Annotated in this window: 20 protein-coding genes; 9 read left to right on the top strand and 11 right to left on the bottom strand. The window is 71.8% G+C overall.

Features of this window, described 5'->3' with window-relative positions; translation table 11 throughout:
* Positions 1-104: 104 nt before the first annotated feature.
* Together OG776_RS36290 and OG776_RS36285 are read right to left on the bottom strand one after the other, a co-directional pair.
* Positions 105-1,628 (bottom strand): M81 family metallopeptidase, encoded by a 1,524-nt coding sequence (locus OG776_RS36290; RefSeq protein ID WP_329323192.1) that lies wholly within the window; start codon positions 1,626-1,628, stop codon positions 105-107.
* Positions 1,629-1,962: 334 nt separating this feature from the next.
* Complete coding sequence (locus OG776_RS36285) at positions 1,963-3,219, bottom strand: ROK family transcriptional regulator (protein ID WP_148007288.1); 1,257 nt, start codon at positions 3,217-3,219, stop codon at positions 1,963-1,965.
* 320 nt (positions 3,220-3,539) lie between these two features.
* Between OG776_RS36285 and OG776_RS36280 the strand changes: the two genes are divergently transcribed.
* From OG776_RS36280 to OG776_RS36260, 5 genes are all read left to right on the top strand, one after another.
* The gene (locus OG776_RS36280; RefSeq protein ID WP_148007289.1) at positions 3,540-5,354 is read left to right on the top strand and encodes a peptide ABC transporter substrate-binding protein; all 1,815 of its coding nucleotides are present in this window, start codon (positions 3,540-3,542) and stop codon (positions 5,352-5,354) included.
* Between the two features lie 168 nt (positions 5,355-5,522).
* Complete coding sequence (locus OG776_RS36275) at positions 5,523-6,482, top strand: ABC transporter permease (protein WP_148007290.1); 960 nt, start codon at positions 5,523-5,525, stop codon at positions 6,480-6,482.
* Positions 6,479-7,378, top strand: coding sequence for an ABC transporter permease (locus OG776_RS36270; RefSeq protein WP_187285472.1), 900 nt, complete (start codon positions 6,479-6,481; stop codon positions 7,376-7,378). The genes OG776_RS36275 and OG776_RS36270 overlap by 4 nt, the downstream gene beginning before the upstream one ends.
* The gene (locus tag OG776_RS36265) at positions 7,375-9,156 is read left to right on the top strand and encodes a dipeptide ABC transporter ATP-binding protein (protein WP_148007291.1); all 1,782 of its coding nucleotides are present in this window, start codon (positions 7,375-7,377) and stop codon (positions 9,154-9,156) included. Before OG776_RS36270 ends, OG776_RS36265 begins: the two co-directional genes overlap by 4 nt.
* 44 nt (positions 9,157-9,200) lie before the next feature.
* Positions 9,201-10,142, top strand: a complete 942-nt coding sequence (locus OG776_RS36260; RefSeq protein WP_148007292.1) for an ROK family protein — start codon at positions 9,201-9,203, stop codon at positions 10,140-10,142.
* Between the two features lie 261 nt (positions 10,143-10,403).
* On the opposite strand, the gene ltaE is transcribed toward OG776_RS36260, so the two are convergent.
* The 5 genes from ltaE to OG776_RS36235 form a co-directional block, all read right to left on the bottom strand.
* Positions 10,404-11,543 carry a low-specificity L-threonine aldolase gene (gene ltaE, locus OG776_RS36255; RefSeq protein ID WP_261994367.1) on the bottom strand — a complete coding sequence of 380 codons (1,140 nt, stop codon included), beginning with the start codon at positions 11,541-11,543 and terminating at the stop codon, positions 10,404-10,406.
* Positions 11,544-11,856: 313 nt separating this feature from the next.
* Complete coding sequence (locus OG776_RS36250; RefSeq protein ID WP_148007294.1) at positions 11,857-12,279, bottom strand: hypothetical protein; 423 nt, start codon at positions 12,277-12,279, stop codon at positions 11,857-11,859.
* Positions 12,280-12,897: 618 nt separating this feature from the next.
* Positions 12,898-13,431 (bottom strand): VOC family protein, encoded by a 534-nt coding sequence (locus OG776_RS36245; RefSeq protein ID WP_148007295.1) that lies wholly within the window; start codon positions 13,429-13,431, stop codon positions 12,898-12,900.
* A 183-nt stretch (positions 13,432-13,614) separates the two neighbouring features.
* Positions 13,615-14,067, bottom strand: a complete 453-nt coding sequence (locus OG776_RS36240) for a VOC family protein (RefSeq protein ID WP_187285473.1) — start codon at positions 14,065-14,067, stop codon at positions 13,615-13,617.
* A 233-nt stretch (positions 14,068-14,300) separates the two neighbouring features.
* On the bottom strand, positions 14,301-14,966 hold the full coding sequence (locus OG776_RS36235; RefSeq protein ID WP_148007296.1) for a cutinase family protein: 666 nt from the start codon (positions 14,964-14,966) through the stop codon (positions 14,301-14,303).
* Between the two features lie 231 nt (positions 14,967-15,197).
* Here OG776_RS36235 and OG776_RS36230 point away from each other — a divergent pair, with 231 nt between their 5' ends.
* Positions 15,198-16,811: a LuxR family transcriptional regulator gene (locus OG776_RS36230; protein ID WP_261994368.1), complete on the top strand. Its 1,614-nt coding sequence runs from the start codon at positions 15,198-15,200 to the stop codon at positions 16,809-16,811.
* A 153-nt stretch (positions 16,812-16,964) separates the two neighbouring features.
* Here OG776_RS36230 and OG776_RS36225 read toward each other — a convergent pair whose 3' ends face one another.
* Positions 16,965-18,692, bottom strand: a complete 1,728-nt coding sequence (locus tag OG776_RS36225; RefSeq protein WP_329323190.1) for a serine/threonine-protein kinase — start codon at positions 18,690-18,692, stop codon at positions 16,965-16,967.
* 498 nt (positions 18,693-19,190) lie between these two features.
* Here OG776_RS36225 and OG776_RS36220 point away from each other — a divergent pair, with 498 nt between their 5' ends.
* Complete coding sequence (locus OG776_RS36220; protein WP_148007298.1) at positions 19,191-19,772, top strand: dihydrofolate reductase family protein; 582 nt, start codon at positions 19,191-19,193, stop codon at positions 19,770-19,772.
* Positions 19,773-19,887: 115 nt separating this feature from the next.
* The gene (locus OG776_RS36215) at positions 19,888-20,187 is read left to right on the top strand and encodes a substrate-binding domain-containing protein (protein ID WP_261994369.1); all 300 of its coding nucleotides are present in this window, start codon (positions 19,888-19,890) and stop codon (positions 20,185-20,187) included.
* Positions 20,188-20,269: 82 nt separating this feature from the next.
* Here OG776_RS36215 and OG776_RS36210 read toward each other — a convergent pair whose 3' ends face one another.
* The 3 genes from OG776_RS36210 to OG776_RS36200 all read right to left on the bottom strand — a co-directional run bounded on the left by OG776_RS36210 (position 20,270) and on the right by OG776_RS36200 (position 23,815).
* Entirely contained in the window at positions 20,270-21,061 is a 792-nt protein-coding gene (locus OG776_RS36210) for a DUF2637 domain-containing protein (protein ID WP_148007299.1), read from the bottom strand.
* A 798-nt stretch (positions 21,062-21,859) separates the two neighbouring features.
* On the bottom strand, positions 21,860-22,906 hold the full coding sequence (locus tag OG776_RS36205; protein ID WP_148007300.1) for an NAD(P)-dependent alcohol dehydrogenase: 1,047 nt from the start codon (positions 22,904-22,906) through the stop codon (positions 21,860-21,862).
* A 210-nt stretch (positions 22,907-23,116) separates the two neighbouring features.
* Positions 23,117-23,815 (bottom strand): type 1 glutamine amidotransferase domain-containing protein, encoded by a 699-nt coding sequence (locus tag OG776_RS36200; RefSeq protein WP_329323189.1) that lies wholly within the window; start codon positions 23,813-23,815, stop codon positions 23,117-23,119.
* 242 nt (positions 23,816-24,057) lie between these two features.
* Here OG776_RS36200 and OG776_RS36195 point away from each other — a divergent pair, with 242 nt between their 5' ends.
* Positions 24,058-24,972, top strand: a complete 915-nt coding sequence (locus OG776_RS36195; protein ID WP_329323188.1) for a helix-turn-helix transcriptional regulator — start codon at positions 24,058-24,060, stop codon at positions 24,970-24,972.
* Positions 24,973-25,019: the final 47 nt, after the last annotated feature.

The following is a 25,019-nucleotide window of genomic DNA, read 5'->3' as shown; positions in this document are numbered from 1 at the left end:
GCCGGGCCGCCGGTGTCCGGCCCCCGTCCCGGCGGCCACCGGTGTGGAGGCCGGGCCCGCACCGGTGGCGCGGGAGGAGTCGAGAGGCCGGTCGCTGTGCCCGCTCACTCGTCGATCCCGGTGAGCGGCTGGTCCGACGCCGGGATGATGCGCGCCGTCAGGTCCGGGGCGGCCATGTCACGGTCGAAGGGATACATCGGGCGGCGGATCCGGCGGTGGCCGAGGCGCACCAGGTCCTGGTCGACACCACCGGGGGTGAGCGCCATCTTCCAGCCCACCGACATGTCGAACAGTTCGGGCTCCAGGTAGCCGATCTTGACGATCACGATGTCGGCGGAGCGTGGCGCGAGGCCGAGGTCGGTGAAGTCGTGCTCGTGGTGGTACGGCTTGCGCAGCCTGGTGAGGATCGCGTACACGCTGCCGACGCGGACGACGACCTCGGTCTCGGCGTCCCGGTCGCCGTGCCGGATCGCGTGGACCACGCCGGTGAGGGTGACGGGACCCGCGTGCCGGTCGTCGACCTCCGCGCCGGCGGTGACGGTGACGGTGGCGCCGATCCCGGCGGCGACGGCGGTGTCGATCGCGGCGGGGGCGGGCACCGAGGCGTAGACGACGGTCGGCCCGTCCTCCTTCTGGAACTCCGGTCGCTCCAGCAGCCGGGTCAGGCCCCAGGTGACGTCGCCGGCGCCGCCCGCGGTGGGGTTGTCGCCGGTGTCGCTGATGAAGTACGGCCGCCGGTCCGAGGCGAGCGCCTCGTCGATCAGCTCGTCGTAGGTGCCGGTCGGGGCGACGAAGTCGAAGTCGTGGCGGGCGTCCCAGAAGCCCCGGGCGAGGCGTTCGGCCCCGGCCGAGACCGCCGCCGTGTCGTCGCCGGTGACGACCACGACGGCGCGGTTGCGGGGTTCGTCCGCCCAGGCGTAGCCGACCCAGATGGCGGCGTCCGTCACGCCGTCCGCGGCCTCGACCTCGTCCACGGCCGCGTACACGCTCTTCGCGGGCTCGATCCGGGTGGAGGTCTGCTCGCCGGCCAGCAGCACGGGGACCGGCACCCACGCCTTGACCGGGCGGGGGCCGCCGGAGACCAGCAGCTCGACCAGGTTGCGCACGGCGCGCTCCTTGGTCTCCATGTGGTCCTCGTGCGGGGCCATCCGGTAACAGGTGATCAGGTCGCTGCCGTGGGCGAGTTCGCGGGAGACGTTGCCGTGCAGGTCCATCGAGGTGGAGACGATCACGTCCGGGCCGATGGTGGCGCGGATGCGTTCCAGCAGCACGGCCTCGGCGTCGTCGACGCCCTCCACCGTCATGGCGCCGTGGATGTCGTACCAGAGGCCGTCCAGCCGGGGCAGCGCGGCGAGGCGTTCCACGAGTTCGTCGGTGAGCGCGGTCCAGGCGGCGGCGGTGACGGTGCCGCCGGGCAGCGACTTGCCGACCAGGGCGCCGTGCCATTCGGCGGCCTCACGCAGTTCCTCGCCGGGGGCGAGGAAGGGGTACCGGTCGAACACCTCGGCGCCGCGAGAGGGGTGGAAGGCGGGCGCCTCGGTGCGGGCGGGTGAGAAGGTCGAGGACTCGATGCCGAGGCCGGCTACGGCGATGACGGGGCGGGCGACGGCGGGGCGGGTGTGCGTCATGGCTCCTCGTGCGGGGTGGCGGTGCGGATGGTGCGGGCGGTGCGGGAGAGCCGTTCAGCGGTTCTCGGGCTGCTGCCCGGGAGGCGTGGCCCGGGACTCGGAGGCCGGTGCTCGGCGACTCGGAGACCGGGACTCCGCGACTCGGAGACCGGTGCTCGGCGACTCGGAGACCGGGGTTCGGGTCCCACTGCGGGCGGGTACCGGGCTCCGGACTTTCTTCGCTTCCGTCAGGACTTCGTTTCCGGCGGCGGGCCGCTGCCGGACGGCTTCGGTGCGTGGAACGCGGTCCGGGGCGGGAGTCGGCCCGGGACCGGTGCGGCAGTGGTGAGCGACGTCAGCCGCTCCTGGAAGGAGTGCCGGTACGGAAGGGGTCCGTGCCGGTGCCACCGGCGTCGCCCAGAGCGCGGGCCAGGGCGCGCTGCAGGGCGAACAGCCCGACTCCGGCCAGTCCCGCGTCGGCGCCGAGGGCGGCCCGTTCGATGGTGAGGTGTTCGGTCACCAGGGGGTGGCAGCTCTCGTAGAGCTGGCTGCGTACCGCGGCGACGAACGGTTCGAGGGTGGAGAGGATGCCGCCGAGGTAGACGGCGTCCGGGTTGAAGAAGTTGACGTTGGCGGCGAGCACCTGGCCGAGGTGGTCGCCGGCCCTGCGGACGGCACGGGTGGCCTCCGGGTCGGCGTCGGTGGCGAGCTGGACCACGTCCTCGGTGCTGGTGACGTCCAGACCGCGTTCGCGCAGGATGCGGACGAGCGCGGCGCCCGACGCGACGGTCTCCAGGCACCCGGTGTTGCCGCAGGAGCAGGGGATGTCGGCGCCGCCGTCGATCCGGATGTGGGTGATGTCGCCGGCGGCTCCGGTGGCGCCCCGGTAGAGGCTGCCGTCGATGATGACTCCGGCGCCGATCGCCGAGCCGATCTTCACCGTGATCGTCCGCCGGTGCTCGGCGGGCCTGACACTCTGCTCGCCGACGGCCATGCAGTTGGCGTCGTTGTCCACGACGGCCGGGACGCCGAATCGCTCCTCCAGCCAGGCGGCCACCGGGAAACGGTTCCAGCCGGGCATCCGGGAGGGCAGCACGACGGCGCCGGCGGTCACGTCCACCGGGCCGGGCAGCGACAGCCCGACGCCTCGGAGCCGGGCGCGTCCCCGCCGCTCGGCCAGGGACTCCAGGTGCTCGGCGAGCCTGGGCAGCGCGGCCTCGGGACCGTCGCCGATCTCGAAGGGGACGTTGGCCACGTCGCGGACCCCGTTGCCCGGGAGCACCACCCCGATCCGGGCATGGCGGCCGCCCACGTCGGCGGCAACGGCGTACTCGTCGGTGCTGCCGGCCCTGAGCACCCTGCGCGGGCGGCCCCCGGTCGAGGACTGGGTGCCCTCCTCGGCGATGAGCCCGCGCTCGACCAGTTCGGCCACCGTGAGGGAGATGGTCGAGGGAGCCGTGCCGAGGAGCTGCGCGAGTTCGGCGCGGGACGACGCCTGCCCCGATGCGACGAGTTCGAGAACCCGCGTGGCGAGGGTCGCGCTCTTCGGCGCGGAACCCTTCGAGGACACGCCCCTGGTGCTCTTGCGGTCCCGTGCACTTATTTCAGTCATGTACGAAGTAACTTCCACGGTGTTGGGTGTGCCGGAGACAGTACGCCGGATGTAGCCGACGGGGAACGGCTTCGCGAAGAAAGCGCGAAGTGCCGACGCCAAGTTGAATCTCGCCAAATCGGTACAAACAGCCCGATGTGGTCGCAGGAAGCGGGCCACTCGGACTTTCGTCGAGATCGCAGTAACTTATTTGTTATTAATTCTTGTTTGTTTGTTCGGCGGGTCCGTCGTTGACTGTCGCCATACACAGCGCCGATCCCGCGGCGCCGGTTCTGGGTCCTCCCATGACGTGTGCGGGTCCTTTCACCCTGAGGAGAGTCATGTTCCTTGCTCACCCGGCCGCCAGCCGCCGCTGGGCCTTCGTCGCGGGTGCCGCCGTCATCACCGGCGCGCTGGTCACCGGCTGTTCCGGCGGCGGTACCTCGTCCTCCGGTTCGGCGGCGTCGGACACGATCAACTACGCGCTCCCGGCGAACTTCACCCCGAACTGGATCCTCCCGATCGGCACCGCCGCGCACCTGAACACCAACAACTCGTCCATATCCCAGGCCGCCTGGGAACCCCTGATCGCGTACGACGGCTCCACCGGCAAGGTCGGCTGGAACAAGGGCAACTCCCTCGCCTCGGACGCGAAGTTCGCCCCGGACAGCAAGAGCGTGACGATCACCCTCGGCGCGCGCCACTGGAGCGACGGCAAGCCGATCACCTCGCGCGACGTGGAGTTCTGGTTCAACCTCGTCAAGGCGAACAAGGCCGACTGGGCCAGCTACAGCCCGGGCAAGGCGCCCGACAACTGGACCTCCCTCAAGACGGTCGACGACACGCACTTCACGATCACCTTCGACAAGGCGTACAACCAGGAATGGATGCTCGCCAACGAGTTGAGCATGATCCGGCCGATCCCGCAGCACGTCTGGGACAAGACGAGCGACTCGGGCGCCGTCTCCGACCTGGACCGCACCGCCGCCGGCGCCAAGCAGGTCTGGACGTACCTCAACAACGCCGCCAAGAAGATCTCCGGCTACGCGACCGACCCGCTGTGGAAGACGGTCAGCGGCCCGTACACCATCAAGTCGTTCTCCACCGCGGGCAAGGTCCAACTGACCGCCAACGCGAAGTACGACGGCGGCGGCAAGGCCAACATCAAGAACGTCAACCTGCTGCCGTTCACCACCACCGACGCCGAGGAGAACGCCCTCCGCGCCGGGACCGTCGACTACGGCTACATCAACGCCACCGACCTGGGCCAGGAGTCGGCCTTCAAGGCCAAGGGCTACTCGGTGAAGCCGTGGAGCGGCTGGGCGATCACCTACATGCCGTACAACTTCAACAACCCGGCCATGGGCCCGGTGTTCAAGCAGCTGTACGCCCGTCAGGCGATCCAGAAGTCGGTGGACCAGGCCACTCTCTCCAAGGTGGTCTTCAACGGCAGCGCCGTGTCCACCTACGGGCCGATCCCGCAGGGCCAGGAGTCGTCCTTCGTCTCGGCCGACCAGAAGAACAACCCGTACCCCTTCGACACCGCGGGGGCCAAGAAGCTGCTCACCGACCACGGTTGGACGGAGAAGGGCGGCACCATGGTGTGCAACGCCCCCGGCACCGGTGACAACCAGTGCGGAGCGGGCGTCGACAAGGGCACCAAGTTCGAGATGCAGGTGCTGTCCCAGTCCGGCTCGACCGTGACCGACAACATGATGAGCGCGCTGCAGTCGTCGTTCGCGAAGACCGGCATCAAGTTCGGCATCAAGACCGCACCGGTCAACTCCGTGCTGTCGCAGGCCGGTCAGTGCAAGTCCGGCGACTCGGGCTGCTCGTGGCAGCTGTCCTTCTTCGGCACCGCGGGCAGCTGGTACTTCCCCGCCTACCCGAGCGGTGACTCGCTCTTCGCCTCCGGTGGCGGCTCCAACTTCGGCAGCTACTCCAACGCCGACGTCGACAAGCTGATCACCGAGACCACCACCTCCTCCTCGAACGAGTCGGTGCAGAAGTACAGCGCCGCCCTCGCCAAGGACCTCCCCGTGATCTGGCTGCCGGAGCCCGACTACCAGATCTCCGTGGTGAAGAACGGCCTCGGCGGCTTCGCCCAGGACTCGCTCGCCAACTTCCACCCCGCCATGTGGAAGTGGACCAAGTAAGCCCGGTCGGTGACCGCGCGGGCCGACGACTCCCGGCCACCCGGCCGGCCGTCCGAGGCCCGCGCCCACCCCTCGCGCTCCCGCGTCACCCCGACGCCCATGTCGCGGTGACGCCCCTGTCCAGGTGACGCCCGTACGCGCCACAGAGACGAAGCGACCGGAAACCACATGAGCACTTCCTCGTACCTGATCAGACGCGTCCTCCAGGCCGTCGTGGTGATCGTCATCGTGACGATCGTCGTCTTCGGCCTGCTGCACGCCCTTCCCGGTGGCCCCGCGCGCGGGATCCTCGGGCCGCAGGCGACCGCCCAGCAGATCGCCCGCTTCAACCACGAACAGGGCCTCGACAAGTCCCTGCCCGTGCAGTACTTCCACTACCTCGGCCAGTTGCTGCGCGGTGACCTCGGGACCTCGTACACCCTCAACGAGCCGGTCTCCCAGCTCATCGGCGAACGGCTGCCGAAGACGCTGGTCCTCACCCTGCTGTCGGCTCTCGTGGGTCTCGTCCTCGCGATCCCGCTGGGCATGTGGCAGGCCGTGCGGCGCAACAAGGCCACGGACTACATCATCACCACGCTGAGCTTCATCGCCTACTCCACGCCCGTGTACTTCCTCGGGCTCGTCCTGGTGCTGGTCTTCAGCCAGCAGTTGGCCTGGTTCCCCTCGCAGGCTCCGCAGGGCGACACCCTGGGCCAGGTGTTCTCCGACCCGCAGGCACTGGTGCTGCCGGTCGTCGCGGGTGCGGCCTCCATGGTCGCGGTGTTCAGCCGGTACATGCGGGCGGCCACCCTGGAGAACCTCTCCGAGGACTACGTCCGCACGGCCAGGGCCGGCGGCTCCCGCTCCCGCGCCATCCTGGGACGGCACGTCTTCCGGAACTCGCTGACGCCCGTGGTGGCCATGCTCGGCTACTACATCCCGGTGCTCTTCGGCGGCGCCCTCGTCGTCGAGCAGCTCTTCAACTACCCCGGAATGGGGCTGCTGTTCTGGACGGCGGCACAGTCCTCCGACTACCCGGTCCTCCTGGGCTGCGTCCTGGTGATCGCCGTCGCCACCGTCACCGGCACCCTGCTCGCCGACATCGTCCAGCGGATCATCGACCCCCGAGTGAAGGCAGGCCGGGCATGAGCGCCGTCATCCAGCCGGACCCGGCCCCGGCGAAGGCCGCCGCTCCGCACGAGGCCACCAGCACCCGCCTCGCCGTCCGCCGCTTCCTGCGCAACCGGCTGGCCGTCGTCGGACTGGCCGTCGTCGTGTTCTTCTTCCTGTTCTGCTTCGCCGGCCCGCTGGTGTACTCCACCGACCAGACCCACACCCTGCTCCAGCAGGTCAACCTCGCTCCCAGCGGCGCCCACTGGCTCGGCACCGACGCCGTCGGCCACGACGAGCTGGGCCGGCTCATGTACGGCGGCAAGGTCTCGCTGATCGTCGGCCTCGCCGCGGGCGTCCTCGCCACCTGCATCGGCACCCTGTGGGGCGCCGCCGCCGGTTACGCGGGCGGCTGGATCGACGCCGTGATGATGCGGATCGTGGACGCCGGCATCGCGATCCCCGCGCTGTTCATCCTGCTGGTGGTCTCCGCCATCACCACACCGGGCCTCGCCGGACTCGTCCTCATCCTGGGCCTGGTGTCCTGGCTGGTGCCGTCCCGGCTGGTCCGCGCCGAGACACTCACCCTGAAGAACCGGGACTACGTCCTGACCCTGCGCGCCATCGGCGGCACGCACGCCCGGGCGATCCTGCGGCACATCCTGCCGAACTCGGTCTCGACCGTCATCGTCGCCGCGACCTTCCAGGTCGCCGACGCCATCCTGCTGGTCGCGTACGTCTCCTACCTGGGCATGGGTGTCCGGCCGCCGCAGACCGACTGGGGCGGCATGCTCTCCGCCGGTCTCACCGCCGCCTACTCCGGCTACTGGTGGCTCATCCTGCCGCCCGGCCTGGCCATCATCCTGGTGGTGTGGGCGTTCAACGCGATCGGGGACGGGCTCCGCGACGCATTCGATGTGAGGGGACGCGGATGACCGCCACCACCAAGGGCTCCCCCGCCCGCACCGCAGCACCCGGCCCGATCCTCGAACTCGACGGCCTCGGCGTGGTCTTCACCACCGAGACCGGTGAGGTACCCGCGGTCAAGGGCGTGTCCCTCCAGGTCCGGCCGGGTGAGACGCTGGCCCTCGTCGGCGAGTCCGGCTCCGGCAAGTCGACGATCGCTCTCGCCGCGATGGGTCTGCTCACCGGCAACGCCCGTACCACCGGCAGCGCCGTGATCGGCGGCACCGAGATCGTGGGCACCTCGGAGAACGGCCTCGCGGCGCTCCGCGGAAAGACCGCCTCCATGGTGTTCCAGGAGCCGGCCACCGCGCTCGACCCGCTCACCCGCATCGGCAGACAGATCGCCGAGGTGATCCGCAACCACCGCGAGGTGACCTCCAAGGACGCCGCCGCCGAGGCCGTCGACCTGCTGCGCCGGGTCGGCATCCCCGAACCGGAGAAGCGGGCCCGCGCCTACCCGTTCCAGCTCTCCGGCGGACAGCGCCAGCGGGTCGTCATCGCCATGGCCATCGCCAACGAGCCCAGGCTGCTCATCGCCGACGAGCCGACCACCGCCCTCGACGTGACCGTGCAGGCCGAGATCCTCGACCTGCTGCGCCGGCTCGCCGTCGAGACCGGCACCGGCGTCCTGCTCGTCACCCACAACATGGGCGTCGTCGCCGACTTCGCGGACCGGGTCGCCGTCATGTACCACGGGGAGATCGTGGAGACCGGGTCGGTGGAGGACGTCCTGCTGCGTCCCACCCACGACTACACCCGGCGTCTGCTGGCCGCCGTGCCCCGGCTCTCCGTCGCCGAGACCCCGGAGAAGGCGGCCGGCGCGCCCGTCACGACTGCGTCGGCGTCCGCGCCCCGTCCGACGGCCGAACCGTCGGTCCCGCCCGCCCGGTCCGGCGCCGCCGAGGACCGCCCGGTGGTCGAACTGCGCGACATCAGCGTGGTGTTCGGCCGCGGGAAGACGGCCGTGCACGCCCTCGACGAAGTGTCGTTCCAGGTAGGAGCGGCCGAGACCCTGGGTCTGGTCGGCGAGTCCGGCTCGGGCAAGTCGACCGCCGCCCGCGTCGCGCTCGGTCTGATCCCGCCCACGTCCGGGACCGTCTCCCTGTTCGGCGCCGACCTCGGCCGCACCCGTGCCCGGGCCCGCCGCGCGCTGCGGGCCGGCATCGGTGTGGTGCTCCAGGACCCGGTGGCCTCCCTCGACGCCCGGATGACCATCGGCGAGTGCGTCGCCGAACCCCTCCGGATCCACCGTCGCGAGCTGTCCGCGAAGGACCGGCAGGCCAGGATCGCCGACGTCCTCGACCGGGTCCGGCTGCCCCGCGAGGTCGCCCGGCGCACACCCCGCGAACTCTCCGGGGGCCAGCGCCAGCGGGTCAGCCTGGCCCGCGCCCTGGTGCTGGAACCCCGGCTGCTGGTCGCGGACGAACCCACCAGCGCGCTCGACGTGAGCGTGCAGGAAGCGGTCCTGGAAGTGATCACCGAACTCCAGGGTGATCTGGGCTTCGCCTGCCTGTTCGTCTCCCACGACCTCGCCGTCGTGCAGCACTTCGCCCAGCGCGTCGTCGTGATGCGCGCCGGCCGGATCGAGGAGCAGGGCTCCACCGGGACGACCCTGTTGCACCCGGAGACCGATTACACCCGTCGTCTGCTGGCCGCCGTGCCGGTGCCCGACCCGGTGGTGCAGCGGGGCCGCAGGGCCGAACGCCTGGCCACCCTCGCGGCCGGCCGTACGGAGGCACAGGCGTGACCGGCGGCCCCCTTCTCTCCCCCCACACCCCGCAGGATCCGGCCATGCCCCTCTCTCTCCGGCCGCTGTTCGCCGGCATCGACATCGGCGGCACCACCACCCAGGTGGTGGTCTGCTCCGACGACCTGAAGGTCCTCGACCGCGCCGAGACCGCCACCCCGGCACGCGAGGGCGGCCCGGCCATGGTCGGCGCCGCGCTCGACGCGCTCGCCCCGCTGCTGGCCCGTACCCCGGGCCGGCTGGTGGGCGCCGGAATCGGTGCCGCCGGGGTGGTGGACTCCGCGAACGGCCGCATCCTGGTCGCCAGCGACTCCTTCAGCGGCTGGGCCGGCTTCGCCGTCACCGCCGCCGTCGAGGACGCCCTCGGCGTCCCCGCCTACCTGGACAACGACGTCAACGCCTTCCTCTACGGGGAGGTCCACGGCGGAGCGGTGCGCGGCGAGGCCGACGTCCTCGGCATGACCCTCGGGACCGGTGTCGGCGGCGCCCTGTGGACCAACGGCGTCCTGTACGCGGGTCCGCACGGCGCGGCCGGCGAGATCGGGCACATCCCCGGCTTCGGGGACCTGCCCTGCTCCTGCGGCGGCCGTGGCCACCTGGAGACGCTGGCCTCCGGCCGCTCCATCGGCGCTCGGTACGCCGACCGCACCGGCCTGCGCCGCAGCGCACGCGAGGTCGCCGAGGCCGCCGCCGCCGGAGACGACGACGCGCTCGCGGTGTACCGCGCCGCGGGGGCGGGCATCGCCCGCGCGATCGTGATCACGGCGGGCGTCGCCGACATCACGACGGTGGTCGTCGGCGGTGGCGTCAGTCGCGCCTGGCCCCTGCTGGAACCCCTCGTCCTCTCCGCGCTCGCCGCCGAACCCCCGATCAGCGGTCACCCCGTCCGCCTGGTCAGGGCCGCCCTGGCCTCCGACGCGGTGCCGGTCGGCGCCGCGGCCCGTGTCCGGGGCGAACTGGGCACGGGGCTGCGCGCGTTGACGTAGCGACGGGTCCCACGGCTTCCGGAGGCCCAGGGGTCGACTCCTCGTGGAGTCGGCCCCTGGCCCGGCGCAAGGGACGCGCGGAGGGTTCGCCCACGGTGGAGACGCGGTGCGTGCGGCCTTCGGCGTCGAGGACTTCGACGAAGTTCGCCAGGCCGACAGCTCGCGCTCCGGCCCGGATCAGCAGGAGGTCAGGCTCGGTCGGCCCGGATGTGGGGCCGTGAGCCGGGGCAGCGAGGCGGCCACCCGCTCACGGCCGGGCCATCAGCTCGCGGACGGTCCGCCCATCGTTTCCGTCACGGTCTCGCGGACGATCCGTACCACGCGTTCCACGTCGGGGCGCGTCACGTCCAGGTGGAACACGAAGCGCAGTTGGCCCGGGTAGGCCGCGCACAGCAGGCCACGACGCCCCAGCCGGGCGCCCATCTCGTCGGCGTCGAGACCGGGAGCGGGCTTCGCGAAGACCATGTTGGTGCCGCTCGGGTCGACGGTCAGACCCTCCAGCCCCTTCAGCCCCTCGGCGAAGAGCGCGGCGTGCGCGTGGTCGTCCGCGAGCCGGGTCACGTGGTGGTCGAGCGCGTGGAGGGCACCGGCCGCCAGGACGCCCGCCTGACGCATCCCGCCGCCGAGGACCTTGCGCCAGCGTCGCGCGCCCGCCACGAACTCCCGGGACCCCACGAGTGCCGAGCCGACCGGCGCGCCCAGTCCCTTGCTGAAGCAGACCGAGACGCTGTCGAAGTGACCGGCGATCCGTCGTGCCTGCTCGTACGGGTCGTCGCCGCCGGCCACGGCGGCGTTGAACAGCCGCGCCCCGTCGAGGTGCGTGGCCAGTCCGCGGTCCCGGGCGATCCGCGTGGCCGTCTTGAGGTAGTCCATGGAGACTGCCCGGCCGCCGATGGTGTTCTCCAGGCAGAGCAACCGGGTCCGGGCGAAGTGCGGGTCGTCCGGCTTCACGGCCGCCGCGATGTCCCGCGGGTCGAGCGTTCCGTCCGCCCGGTGCGGCAGCGGCTGGGGCTGAATGCCACCGAGGACGGCCGCGCCACCGCCTTCCCACCGGTACGTGTGGGCCATCTGACCGGCGATGTACTCGTCCCCGCGACCGCAGTGGGTCAGCAGGGCGCAGAGGTTGCTCTGGGTCCCCGAGGAGACGAACAGCGCGGACTCGAATCCGAGAATCCCGGCGATCCGCTCCTGGAGCGCGTTGACGGTGGGGTCGTCGCCGAAGACGTCGTCCCCCACCTCGGCCTCGGCCATCGCCCGGCGCATGGCCTCGGTGGGCCGGGTGACGGTGTCGCTGCGCAGATCGATGAGGTGACCGGGCTCGTCGTGGGCGGCGGCCGCCCCGTGCTCGGCGGGAGAGACGTCGACGGAGGCGGCGGCGCGGGCGCTATCGGTGGTCGGCACACGCATACTCTGCCACGGTCGGCGGGGGCGGGAACGGTGAGGTCCGGGGAAAGAGGCGAAGACCGTCTCGGCCCGCGCCCGGCTGATCCGGTCCGCCGTCCCTCACCTGCGGCTCCCGCGGCTCCGCGGCCGGCTCCGGGGTGACAGTTGTACGGATCGCCGGGCCGTCCGCCCGTCCGGCGGGCGCGGGCCGAGATCACCGTCGCCGGGCCCCTGCCGCCGGGAGACGGCGGGAACCCTGGTCCCTCGCCCGCCTCGGTGGCTGCTGCCCGGTCTCAGGGGCCGAAGAGCGCGCCTCGGCTGCTGCCCGGTCTCAGTGGCCGAAGAGGTGGATACGCCTGCCGCGGTGACGACGCGGTGCGGACGTCGCTTCGGGCGCGGACGCCCGCGATGCGGACTCCGCCGCTCCCGCCTGACCCGCGGAGGTGTCCGTGGGGCCCTGGGGCCGCGCGGCGTCCCGCTCCGACATCCGGCCGGCCCTGACGCCACGCTCGTCGCGCATCCGCACGGCACGGTGACGACGGTGCAGGGCACTCCCGGCGGTCATCCACAGGCCGAGCGAGAAGAGCAGGGCGAGGGCGAGTCCCGCGCAGAAGATCATCAACGCGCTCATGGTGGCGATGTCGTGCCCGAGCACCGACACCGTGTAGTCGGGACCGCCGCCGAGGTTGTCGGAGATCGCCAGCCCTGTGAACGCGGCCGTACCGGCGATCAGGAGAAGTCCGAGGACGAGCATGCAGATCACCTCCGGGTGTCTACTCGGCGGCTACCCGCGGTAGCCCCGCTCTAACATCCGACGATCGCGTCCTCGCGCCGGAGGAGGAAGGGCGGCAGGTGAAGCAGGCCGTGACCTCGCACGCCGCCGTGGACCGGGCCATCGGCACGATGGTCGCGCCCGGCCGGACGTGCCCCGCCCCCGTGCCTCACCTTCCGGGTTCGGATCCGTGGCATCGGCGTCGACCGCCCCCACCACCCCTGTCTCGCGTCCAAGCAGGTGATGATGCGGATCATCGCGAGCCCTACGCCGCGAACGAGCGTTGAGCACGGCACCCGACGACACTCACCCTGGAGGACGTTCCCATGCGTCGTACCGCGCTCTACGCCGTCTGCGCTCTCATCACCGCCGCAGCGACCGGGTTCTTCACCACCAGTGCCCTGCGCAGCCATTGATCACCTTCGTGTCCCTCATTCCGTGACCCGATAGCCGGGCCACGTCCCGGTCCCCGTCCGTCCTTCCGGCAGAGCCGGACGGGGACCGCCCGAGGGACGGACGACGCGCGGAGGGCGGGGCGCGTGACGCGGGTGGCGCCGCTGCGGACCCGGTCCGAGGCACGAAAGCCCGGACCGGCACGGATCAGCCGGTGGTCCTGACGGGCGCGCTGCCGCGGCCGTGGCGCCGGCCGCTCAGCTCCGCGTCGAGCGTCTCCTGCGCCACCCGCATGGCCTCGGCGTGGACGGGTTCCCGCAGGCGCTCCCACATCTCGTCCTCGGCGACGTCCTCGACGCGCCCGACCACCCACCAGATGGTGCCGAAGGGGTCCTTGACACGCCCGCCGCGCTGCCCGAAGGCGTCGTCCGTCAGCGCGGTGACGACCCGCCCGCCGGCCGCGACGGCCCGCGCGAACGCCCGGTCCGGATCGGTGACGAACACACGGAGCAGACTCGGCGTCCTGGGCCAGTCCGCGCGCCGGTCGAAAGCCAGCACGACGGTGTCGCCGACGCGGATCTCGGCGTGCCCGATCAGGCCGTCCTCGGTCACCACCCGCGCGAGCTCCTGTCCGTCGAAGGCCTCCGCGACGAAGTCGAGGAAGGCACCCGTGTCGTCGGTCACGACCCAGGGTGCGACCGTGGTGTAACCCTCGGGCGCGGCGTTGTCCGGCTTCGGCATGGCGTCCCCTTCACTGTCGTTGCGTACCGACGGCGAGAGTAGGGAGGAAATAGGTCCGATCCCGTCCTAGACGGGGGGGCGGGACGACCGACGGTGCGGCGGCACCGCTCGACAGGGCCGCTCCGACCTCCGCCGGGTCCTGCCCGGGCCGGTCACCGCCACCGGTCCGGGCGGCGTCACGCACTACGCACTGGTGGGCGTGGTGGAAGCCGAACCGTCCGAGGTGCTCGACGGGTCCATCCACATGACCTGCCAGCCGTGACCGTCGAGGTCGAAGAAGCTGCGTGCGTACATGAAGCCGTGGTCCTCGGGACCGTCCGCCTCCACTCCGCCGGCCGCGAGCGCGGTCTCGGCGACCGTGTCCACCTCGTCGCGGGACGACACTCCGAAACAGTAGAGCGCCAGTGCGTGCGTGGTCGGATCGGCCATCGGCAGCTTCGAGAACTGTGCGAACGTCTTGTGGCCGAGGAGCATGACGGAGGCCTGCTCGCCGACCCGCATGCACGCGGCGGTCCCGTCGGTGAACATCGGATCGAAGCCGAACCCGAGCCGGGCGAAGAACGCCTTGCTGCGCTCGACGTCCGCCACGGGCAGGTTGACGAACAGCAGGCGACCGGCGTGTGCGGAAGTGGTCATGGTGGTTCTCCAGTCCGGGGTGCGATGGTCTGCGGGAGATGGACCGGCCCGGACCGCGGAACTCATCGGTGCGCGGAGCCAGGTCGTACGAGGATCAGGACGCGCGCGATCGGCGCGGAGGATCAGCCCTTCCGTCCCCCGGCCCCTCGGCGCGCCCTGGACCCTTCCCGCCCGGCCCCTCGGCCGCCGTGCTGCCGTGCTGTCGCGGAGGGTGTGGGCGGCCGAACAGGAGCTCAGCCGCGCCCGATCCGGTCGGCGGCGAACCGGCCGCCCTGCTCCACACTGCCGTTGAGGTGGTACGTCAGATGCGCGGCGCTGTTGCGGCCGTTGCCGCAGACCGGGTCGCCGGTGTTGCAGAACTCCTTCGCCTTGATGCCGAACAGCTCGCTCTCCGAGGCGATGGTGCGGCCCGACAACCGCAGGGGGTTGCCGAAGACCACGACCGCCTTGATCCGATCGGCGAGTCCGGCGGGGACCGCACGGCCGGTGCCGAGCCGGGTGGGGATGCCCAGGGCGATGTCGGTGACACTGCCGCCCTGGGAGTAGCCGCCCAGCACCAGAGACGTGTCCGGGCAGTCGGCGGCGGTGGACTTGACGCGCTCCGTCATGTCGGTGGCACCGGGACCCGCACTCGTCTGCGCGAAGTTCGCCGCGTAGTCGACGGCATACGACGACACCGACCTGCCCGGCAGAGCGCTCTTGATGTCCTTCACGAGCGGGGTTCCCGTGATGCCGAGCCCCGGGGCCTCCCCGGTGCCGCGGGCGAAGATGACCTCGACGTCGGCGCAGGGAGCCGCGGACGCCATCGAGGGCAGCAGGGAGATGCCGGCCGCGGCGAGAGCGCCGACGCCCGCGAGGGACACGAGGGTGAGACGACGCCGTGACGCATGACGTGACATGGGGGTTCCTCTTTCTCGAGCGGTGGTACGAGCGCTCCTGGGGGTGTCCGGTTCGGCGAGCGCACCTGCACCGTAGGAAGCGTCACGCCCCGCACGTATCGGTGGAATCACCGGTCGGCCACCGGCGCGCCCCCGGGAGACGGGCGGTTGCCAATGCCGCGCAACCGCGCCCCCGCCGGTGGGCCGCTCGCTACTCTCGGCACAGCAGGACCACAGAGAACGGTGGTGCGCGTGGGACAAGAGGCGACGGGTACGGACTCCGGCCGACCGGACGCTCCCGCTGCGCGGGCGGAGCAACTCCCGCTCGCGCACGAGGAGATGACGCTCGGGATTCGCCTGTCGCGGGACGGTCCCGTCTCCGACGCCCACAACCTCCTGCTGCTCGCCGCCGGTTCGCTCCGGACGACCGACGCGGACCGCTCGCGCGAGGCGGGCGTCCACGCCGTTCTGGCGGCCTGGTCGGGAGGTGACCGTGACGGCTGCCTCGCCGCCCTCGACACGCTGTGCCCCGAAGACCTTCCCCGCGACGGGGCATCCCGCGCGGACCACGATCCCGTCGAGACCTTCTGGCGCGGCTACCGTGACGGCATGCGCGGCGTCCTGCGCGGCGACTTCGAACGCGCCGCCACGCTGCTCCGCCCCGTGCTGGACGTACTGACGGCGCGGCAGGAGACCTCGCGGCTCCTGTCCGCGGGCACGATCGCCCTCATGCTGGGCGACCTCGGGGCCGCGCGGCAGGTCCTCGGCCTCGCCCTGGCCACCGCCCGCAGCGAGACGACACCGATGCTGCTTCCCCGCGTTCTGGAACATCTCGCCTACGCCGAGCTGCGGGAGGGGAGATACCACCAGGCCCGGGTCCACGCGGAAGCCGGTCTGGAGGCCGCCGCCGGCCGGGCGCAACGCAATGTGACGGCCGGCCTGTCCGCGGTCCTCGCCCTGGCCGCCTCCATCGCGGGCGACCCGGCCACGGTCGCGACGCACGCGCGGTCGGCGCTGCGGATCGCCCACGCCCACGGCCTCAGCCAGGCGAGGACGCTCGCCGAATGGGCCCGGGCCCGCGCGGACCTGGGGCACGGCCATGCGGAGCACGCCGCCGCGCGGCTGGCCCCGCTCGTCCAGGAGGGGCCGCGTCAGGGCCACTTCGGACTGTGGATGATGGCGGTCCCCTGCTACGTCGAGGCCGCGGTCCTGTCCGGCCACGACCTCGGCACCGGCACCGGCACCGACGTGGAACTCCTCATCGACCGCTACGCCCGGTGGGCCTCGCTGGGCGCGGATCCGCAGGCCCCGGCGGTCGTCCTGCGCTGCCGGGCCCTGGTGGCGGGCGACGAGCGCAGGGAGACCCTCTTCAGCGCGGCTCTGGCGCGGCACGCGAGTGTCGACAGTCCCTACGAGCACGCCCGGACCCACCTCGCGTACGGGATGTGGCTGCGGCGCCGACGCCGTCCCGTCGAGGCGCGCGTCCAACTGCGCCGTGCCGTCATGGGGTTCGACCAGTGCGGGGCCGACGTGTGGACCGCGCGGGCCGACGCCGAACTCGGTGCGGCCGGGGAGACGCCCGTCGCCGCGCCCTCCATCGCGTCCGGAGCGGCACCGCTGACGCTGCTCACCCCGCAACAGCTGCGGATCGCGCGGTCGGTGGCCCTCGGTGCCACCAATCGTGAGGTGGCCCGTCAGCTGTCGATCAGCACCCGGACCGTCGAGTACCACCTGCGCAACATCTTCACCCACCTCGGCGTACGGTCCCGGGTGGCCCTCGCCCGCTGCCTCGGCCCCGATCTCTCCCCGCCCGGGCGGGCCGACGGCTCCGCCGGCTCGCCGGCCGTCCGTACGGCGCCGGACTGACGCGCCCGCGCCAGCGGCGGGACCGCCCGGCGAGGACGCCGACGGGTCCGCGTCCTGGGTCCCGCCGTCCCGATCTCCGCCGGAACTGCGGACGTCGTGACCGGGATGCGGTCACGACGTCCGTCCCTCAGCGGCCGGACGAGCTGTCCGGCGTCATCCCGTCTCGCACGTCAGCGACAGGGGCACCGTGTTGGACCTGCCCCGGAGAGGAGCGTTGAGCTCCACGCCGATCTCGCTGCTGAACGTCCCGGCCTTCGCCCACGTGGTCAGGCTGACCGAGACCTGCTTGGTGAGACTGCCGCCGTTGGGGAACGACAACGTTCTCCACGCGTCGTCGGTGACCGAGCCGTCCTTGGAAACCCACCGGTAGGAGAACTGTGCCGGGAGCCGGTCGACGGTGAACGTCGCCGTGAAGGTGGGCGCCTCCCCGTCCGGAGGCGGGCACTCCCCCGCGTACGTCGTCCGGGAACCCGTCACCTTCATGCGCACCCCCTCGGAGGTGGACGAGTCGTCCCCCGCGCCGGGGGCGGCGGCCTCCTCGGCCCCCTGCGAGCCGCCCTTGGTGTCCGCCGAGGCCGAACCGGGGCTCGCGGTGGCGCCGGCCGTGCTTCCCTTCTTCCCGCCGTCGTCGTCTCCGCCGAACAGGGCGTAGCCCGTGCCCGCGAGGGCCACGGCGCAGAGAGCCGCACCCGCCGCCACGAGGGCGACACCGCGGCGCGAGACCGGCCGGGAAGGACTCCGCGCGGCTGTCTCCCCGACGACGGGACCGATCGGCTCGGGAGGGGTCGGCGCGGGATGCGCGGGCGCCGCGGAGTGTCCGGCGGACGGCTGCGCGGAGACCTCCGTGGCGTCCTGGTGCGCTTGGGGCTGCGCTGCGGGGCCGGCCGCGGCCTCGGCCCGCGTGGTGGACGGCGGTGCCGTGTCCCGCCTCTCGGTCCGGGCCATGGACAGCCGTGTCGTCTGCTGCTGCTCCTCGGTCTCCGTCACCACGGTCGGCGAGTACGTGGCCTCGCGCGCGGTCTCCGTCGCGAGCGTGCCGCCCTCGCCGACCACCCGGAGGTCCTGGGCCGCCTGTTCGGCGCCGAGGCGTTCGTCCGGATCCTTGCGCAGCAGCCCTTCGATGACCGGGGCCAGGGCGCCGGCGCGCCGGGTGGGGGGCAACTCCGTGTCCACGATGGCCCGGAGCGTGCTCAGGGGCGTGTTCTGGCGGAAGGGGGAGATTCCTTCGACGGCCGCGTAGAGCAGGACACCGAGCGACCACAGGTCCGACGCCAGCCCGGGGTTCTTGCCCAGGGCGCGCTCGGGCGCGAGGAATTCGGGCGATCCGACGACTTCACCGGTCATGGTCAGCGCCGTGTTGCCCTCGACCACGGCGATTCCGAAATCGGTGAGGATCACCCGGCCGTCCTTGGCCATCAGCACGTTGGCCGGCTTGACGTCGCGGTGGAGGACGCCCGCCTCGTGGGCGGCCCGGAGCGCGGCGAGCACCTCACCGCCGATGGACGCGGCGCGCTGTGCGGTGAGCGTGCCCTCGGCGTCGAGCAGGTCGGCGAGGGACTGTCCCCGTACCAGCTCCATGACGATCCACGGGCGGCCCTCTTCCATCGCCACGTCGTAGACGGTCACCACGTTCGGGTGCGACACCCGTGCGGCCGCCCACGCCTCGCGCTCCAGACGCGTGTACATCCGCTCGACGGCGGCCTCGCTGAGCCCGACGGGCGGACGGACCTCCTTGATCGCGACCTCGCGGTGCAGCACCTCGTCCTGAGCACGCCACACGGTGCCCATACCCCCCGCGCCAAGGCGTGACAGCAGGGAGTAGCGGCCGGCGATCACACGTGTGGGGGCCGACTTCTCGGTCACGCCGTCCTCACTGGTCATCGGATCGGTTCTTCCTCTCTTCATGCAAACAGCTCGGTACAGCGTGGACGTCACCCTCGGGATTCCCTGCGTACGGCCGCCGCGTTCCGCGGAGCGGTCGTCCGTCGAGATGCTCGCAACGCGGTTGCTGCGCCTCGACGCCGGGTACGGGGAACAGGCCCGCGCCCGCCACACCCCTGGAGCGGACCGCGGATCATCGAGCTCGCGGCGGACGTATCCGACGCGGTCTCGCGGGCCCGTCGAAGGTTGATCGTACTGCCGTGCGAGAGCGGAGCGCGCCGAAGTCCGCACGGTCCCGCCCGCGTTCGACGGGCCACCCACGGAATCCGGGACATCCGCCGCCCGAGCGCGCTTGCCCGCCATCGCGATGTCCCCGTCGCCGCTCGGGCAACGCCCCTCGGGACGGCTCCGCCGGGAGCCACGACGGCGTCCCCCGTCCGCGCCAGCGGCGGCCCACGACACGCTACTTTGGGGCACCCCAGAGCAGAGGAGAGCCCCGTGGGCAAGGTGGTCCTGTACAGCTCGGTGTCGGTGGACGGCTTCATCGCGGACGACAACGACCAGCCCGGGCCGCTGTTCGACTGGTTGTCCAGCGGTGACGTCCCGTTGGACGAGAGCGGCGTGCTGAAGGTGTCGCAGACGTCCTACGACTACGTCCGGCCGTACTGGGACGAGATCGGGGTCACGATCGTGGGCCGCCACGTCTTCGACCTGACGGACGGCTGGGACGGGAAGCCTCCGGGCGGGATCGACCACGTGGTCGTCGTGTCGCACCGGCCGATGCCCGAGGGCTGGGACCCCGGGGCGCCGTTCCACTTCGTCGACGGCGTCGGGTCGGCCGTGGCCAGGGCGCAGGAGCTCGCCGGTGACCGCGTGGTCGAGGTCGCCGCCGGCGACGTCGGCGGCCAGGTGCTTGCCGCGGGCCTGATCGACGAGGTGCGCATGGACGTCGTACCCGTCGTGTTCGGGTCCGGCAAGCGCTGCTTCGGGTCGGTCCACGCGCAGCACCTGTTGGAGGATCCCGACGTGGTGATCCAGGGCGACCGGGTGCTTCACCTGCGTCACCGGGTGCGCCGCTGACCGGCGACGCGGGCCGTCCCACCCTGTCCGACGTCGCGGCCCGGGCAGGTGTCAGTGTGGGCACTGCCTCCAAAGCGCTCAGCGGCAACGGACGGATGCGCCCCGAGAGCCGGCGGTGCTGCGCGCCGCGCCCGACACCGGCGCGTTCTTCTGCGGCAACGACCAGATCGCCCGGGGCGTCGCGGACACCCTGCGCGAGGAGGGTCGCCGGGTGCCGCAGGACATCGCCGTCGTCGGCTACGACAACCGGGACACCATGGACCTCGCGTCCCGCCCGCCCCTGACCACGATCGACGTGAACCTCACGGAGATCGGCCGCGTCGCGGCCCTGCGCCTGCTGGAGGCGATAGACGGTGGGACGGTCGGCGGGGTGCGGACGGTGCCGTGCCGGCTGATCCTGCGCGAGTCGTCCTGAACGAGCGCGTCACGGGCGCGGGGCGGTTGTCGTCCCCGCGTCAGGTCACGACGGCTCAGGTACGACGCGATTCCGTGGCGCCTCAACCGTTCTCGTCCTCCACGCGTCCTGGTGACGCCGGACGCGCGCTCGGCCACGAGCGGGACGTGCGCTGCCGCGGTGGCCTGGTCAGGGTGATCTGCCGGACCAGTTGCTGGAAGCAGGTGAGGGACGCGAGCGCCGGTACGACGGCCGCGGCCACACCGGTGACGGACTTGTGCGCGTCGATCACACAGAACATCACCGCGACGAAGGAGAACAGCACGACGACGTACCACGAGTGCACGGCGCGGCGTCGGTGCAGTGCGGCGCGCAGGACCGAGAGCGACGCCACCATCCAGGGACCGTAGACGAGCAGGGGCCACCAGGGACCCAGGCCGCTCCGCGTACCGGACGCGATGCGCCGCAGTGGCGCGTAGGCCACCATGCCGCCGAAGACACTCACCATCGACACGATGACGGCGGCCAGCGCGGCGATCACGAAACTCACGGTCGTCAGCCAGCTGAACCGGGACCTGCGGACCCGCACCTTCCGATGCCCCGTCGTCGAAGGCCGGACGGACCGCCGTTCCGCCGCCCACTCCTCCGGAGTGTCCATCGGCTCACCGGGGAGGTCGTCGTGGCGCGTGGGCTCGCCGCGGGGTGCCGGCACGGTGGCCGCCTGCTCCGCGGCGACCGCGTCCTGCAGGAGGTAGGTGAGCTCCTCGACCGGGTCCCAGCCCGGTTCGTGGAGGGCGTCGGCGGGACCGCCGTACCGACCGCCACCCGTGCCGCCGGGATGCCCGGGAGGCTGTTCGTGGCGAGCGGCGGAGAGATCCGGATAGTCGTCATTCACGGACGTCCCGCCCCCGCCCGCTCAGGGCCGCGTGACAGCCGTGACGTCCTCGGCCGGTCCGCAGCGGGCCTGGTTCCTCGCGGACGGCCGGCGACTCCGGGAATTCGCCCGACGGTGACGCGGCGGAAACAGGGGGGACCTGTGTGCCACCCCCGCGTGCGGCGCTCCGGGTATCAGGTGATAAGCAGGAAGCGAAGAATGTGGGGGCGTGTCGGCCGAATGTCACGGCACGGTCCACGAACCGGCCCTGCGCTGCCCCGCCGCGAAGCGCGAGCCCTGGGATATGTGCTTGGGTCATATTCACTTAACGCCGACCGCCTCCCCCGGATGCGAGGCAAACGAGTGAGAATACGAAAGCGCCTCTCCCCTCTCTTGACAAGAGAAACGATCCCGACCTTGTCATACGCAAAGATCCCGCCCCTCGCGGACCTCGGTGGCACCCACACGGGTCGCTGCCCTGACCGGCAGCCTCACGGGGGCTGTTCTCCGTCCTGGAGAAGTTTTGTGCTGCCCTCACCGGAATCGCCGGCCACGGTGCAGAGATTTCTTACTTTCACAGGACAACACCCGAGACTTCCGAGAAGCTGCTTTGATGATCAGCATGCCGAAAGGGCCTCATGATTCCGTCCGCGTTCTCGGTGATAATCCGTTCAGCGTCCCGTCCGACCAGAAATCGGACCCGCGACCGCCACCCCGCCGGACGGGAGCGGACACTCACGAAAGCCCCGCGCCGTGGGCGGGCGCCCTCAGGTCCTGCCCCCCTGAGTGGCCGCCGTCAGGGGCGGCCACATCCGTCCGTCAGATCGTGGCCGTGTCGATCACGAACCGGTACCTGACGTCGCTCTTGAGTACCCGCTGGTACGCCTCGTTGACCTGGTCGGCCCGGATCACCTCGATCTCCGCGCCGAGCCCGTGCCCGGCGCAGAAGTCGAGCATCTCCTGCGTCTCCGCGATGCCACCGATCAAGGAGCCGGCGATGGCCTTGCGGCCGGTGACGATGCCGAAGAGGTCCACGGAGACCGGTTCCTCGGGCAGTCCGACGTTCACGAGGGCGCCGTCGGTCTTCAGCAGGGACAGGTACGCGCCGAAGTCGAGGGGGGCCGAGACGGTCGAGAGGATGACGTCGAAGGTGCCGTCCAGCTCCTCGAAGGTCCGCGGGTCGCTGGTCGCGTGATAGTGGTCGGCGCCCAGCTTCAGGCCGTCGTCCTTCTTCCGCAGGGACTGGGAGAGGACGGTGACCTCGGCCCCGAGCGCGTGGGCGATCTTGACCGCCATGTGGCCGAGGCCGCCCAGGCCGAGGACCGCCACCTTCTTCCCGGGGCCGGCGCCCCAGTGCCGGAGCGGGGCGTAGACGGTGATGCCCGCGCACAGCAGCGGGGCGGCGACGTCCAAGGACAGCCCCTCCGGGATGCGGACCACGTAGTTCTCGTCGACCACGATGGTCTGCGAGTAACCGCCGTGGGTGGGCAGTCCGTCCCGGCCGGTGTCGTTGTAGGTGCCGACCATGCCGCTGCCGGTGCAGTACTGCTCGTCGCCCGCCCTGCAGTTGTCGCAGGTGCGGCAGGAGTCGACCATGCAGCCGACTCCGACGCGGTCCCCGGCACGGAACTTGGTGACGCCCGTCCCGACCGCGGAGACGATGCCCGCGATCTCGTGACCCGGGACCATCGGGAAGATCCCTTCGTCCCAGCCCTCGTCGACCTGGTGGATGTCGGAGTGGCAGATACCCGCGAATCGGATGTCGATCAGGACGTCGAACTCGCCGACGTCACGGCGCTCGATGGTGGTGCGCTCCAGCGGAGCCTTCGGAGTGTGCGCGGCATACGCGACAGTCGTGGTGGTCAATCTGATGATTTCCTAACCAGAGAGTGGTGACGTGCGGGTGGTGAGGCGTGCGCGGTAGGTGTGGTGAAGCACGCGCCACGTGCTGTGCGATGTGGTCCGTGTGGACAGGGGACCTGGGTGTCCGTGCGGGCTCGGCTGTCCATGCGGACCCGGGTGTCCGTGCGGACTCAGGTGTCCGTGCGGATTCCGTGCCGACCGCAGATTCCCGGTTCAGCGACCGGTCAGCGCGGCGACGAGCCGTTCGGCCAGTGGCTTGCTGGAGGCTGGGTTCTGCCCGGAGTACAGGTTTCCGTCCACGACGACGTGCGCTTCCCAGGCGTTCGCGGACCGGACGACCGCGCCACGGGCCGCGAGTACGGTCTCGACGAGCCACGGCGCCCGGTCGGCGGTGCCGTTCAGCCGCTCCTCCTCGTCGGTGAACACGGTCAGTGCACGTCCGGCGAACAGCCAGTGTCCGCCCGGCAGGTTCGCCGACAGCAGCGCGGCCGGGCCGTGGCACACCGGGGCGATGATCGTCCTGGCGGCGTCGGCCTCGACGAGGATGCGCCCGAGGTCGGGATCGTGGGCAAGGTCCTCCATGGGACCGTGGCCCCCGGGCAGGAAGATCGCGTCGTACCGGGCCGTGTCGACGTCCGAGAGCGCCAGCGGATCGGCGAGCACTTCGGCGGCCGCGTCGATGTAGGCGGCGAACTCGTCGGCCTCGGGGCCGGCGACCTCGGGCCGCAGGCTCACGGGATCGGCGGCCGGCTTTCCGCCGGTGGGGGCGGCGATGTCCACGGTGAACCCGGCCTGACCGAAGATGCGGTGCGGGACCACGAATTCCTCGGCCCAGTAGCCGCTGGGGTGCTTGCTGCCGTCGGTCAGCGTCCAGTGGTCGACGCCCGACAGCACCATCAGGATCCTGGCCATGTCGGTTCTCACTTTCTTTGGGCGGTTGCCAGCCGTGGCTGGGCGGAAGGGGGAGAGCGAAGTCCGTTCCGGTCGCGGGATCCGGTGCCTGTCCGGTGGGCCTCCGCAATCCAGAACACCACGCGACCGGCACCCCGCGGACGCCGCTTCCCCGCCCTGACCTGCCGGGGAAGCGTCTGCGTAGGACTCGGCGACCCCCCTTCCCCGAGCCGTCGACCGGCGCCGCGGGCGAGAATGGAGGCATGGCGAGAAACGTCGAGCTCAGCGAATTCCTGCGCCGTAGTCGCGCCCGCATCACCCCCGAGTCGGTGGGGCTTCCCGAGCGGGGCGCCTATCGGCGGGTGCCGGGACTGCGCCGCGAGGAGGTCGCCCAGCTGGCCGGCGTGAGCACCGACTACTACACCCGCCTCGAACAGGGGCGGCAGATCAGCCCCTCGACGGGGGTACTGGAGGCCGTGGCCGCCGCGCTGCGGCTGGACGCGGCCGAGCGCGCCCACCTGTACGACCTCGCGGGGCCCAAGCCCGGCGCGGCCCGCCGTTCCGCACCGACCGTGCAACGCGTGCGGCCCGTGGTCCGGCGCATCCTGGACTCCTTCACCGACCAGGCCGCCTTCATCCTCGGGCGTCGCACCGACGTGCTCGCCACCAACCATCTCGCCCGCGCCCTGATCACCGACTTCGACGCGATGCCGGCACGGGAGCGCAACCTCACCCGCTGGGTACTGCTGGACGAGGCGGCTCGCTCCCTCTACCCGGACTGGGAACAGGTCGCCGCGGAGATGACCGCCGTCCTGCGACTCGACGCCGGCCGCCACCCGGACGACACCCGCACCGCCGAGCTGGTGGGCGAACTGGCCATGAAGAGCAACCACTTCCGCCATTGGTGGGCCGACCACAAAGTCTTCGACCGCACCCACGGGCACAAACGCCACCACCACCCCATCGTCGGCGACCTCACCGTCGACTACCAGGCGTTCACCATGCCGGGCGACTCCGACCAGACCCTGTTCCTGTATCTGCCGGCCCAGGACCAGCCCTCCCAGGACGCGTGGAAGCTGCTCGCCAGTTGGAGCGCCCAAGGACCCGCGGGTCCACGGCCGTCCAGCGGCCACGGCGGCACCACGGCGCGTGGCTCACACACCCGGCGCCCCGAGTAGCCCACCACGGCACCACCCGTGGTCCTGGCCGGGAGCACCGCATGCGC

This window comes from Streptomyces sp. NBC_01689 (assembly GCF_036250675.1).
Lineage (GTDB): Bacteria > Actinomycetota > Actinomycetes > Streptomycetales > Streptomycetaceae > Streptomyces.
This window is presented reverse-complemented; position numbering and strand designations above follow the sequence as displayed.

Coding starts and splice junctions, on each gene's coding strand:
- OG776_RS36290 (WP_329323192.1), bottom strand. CDS start 1,628: ATGACGCACACCCGCCCCGCCGTCGCCCGCCCCGTCATCGCCGTAGCC.
- OG776_RS36285 (WP_148007288.1), bottom strand. CDS start 3,219: ATGACTGAAATAAGTGCACGGGACCGCAAGAGCACCAGGGGCGTGTCC.
- OG776_RS36280 (WP_148007289.1), top strand. CDS start 3,540: ATGTTCCTTGCTCACCCGGCCGCCAGCCGCCGCTGGGCCTTCGTCGCG.
- OG776_RS36275 (WP_148007290.1), top strand. CDS start 5,523: ATGAGCACTTCCTCGTACCTGATCAGACGCGTCCTCCAGGCCGTCGTG.
- OG776_RS36270 (WP_187285472.1), top strand. CDS start 6,479: ATGAGCGCCGTCATCCAGCCGGACCCGGCCCCGGCGAAGGCCGCCGCT.
- OG776_RS36265 (WP_148007291.1), top strand. CDS start 7,375: ATGACCGCCACCACCAAGGGCTCCCCCGCCCGCACCGCAGCACCCGGC.
- OG776_RS36260 (WP_148007292.1), top strand. CDS start 9,201: ATGCCCCTCTCTCTCCGGCCGCTGTTCGCCGGCATCGACATCGGCGGC.
- OG776_RS36250 (WP_148007294.1), bottom strand. CDS start 12,279: ATGCTCGTCCTCGGACTTCTCCTGATCGCCGGTACGGCCGCGTTCACA.
- OG776_RS36245 (WP_148007295.1), bottom strand. CDS start 13,431: ATGCCGAAGCCGGACAACGCCGCGCCCGAGGGTTACACCACGGTCGCA.
- OG776_RS36240 (WP_187285473.1), bottom strand. CDS start 14,067: ATGACCACTTCCGCACACGCCGGTCGCCTGCTGTTCGTCAACCTGCCC.
- OG776_RS36235 (WP_148007296.1), bottom strand. CDS start 14,966: ATGTCACGTCATGCGTCACGGCGTCGTCTCACCCTCGTGTCCCTCGCG.
- OG776_RS36225 (WP_329323190.1), bottom strand. CDS start 18,692: ATGACCAGTGAGGACGGCGTGACCGAGAAGTCGGCCCCCACACGTGTG.
- OG776_RS36200 (WP_329323189.1), bottom strand. CDS start 23,815: ATGGCCAGGATCCTGATGGTGCTGTCGGGCGTCGACCACTGGACGCTG.
- OG776_RS36195 (WP_329323188.1), top strand. CDS start 24,058: ATGGCGAGAAACGTCGAGCTCAGCGAATTCCTGCGCCGTAGTCGCGCC.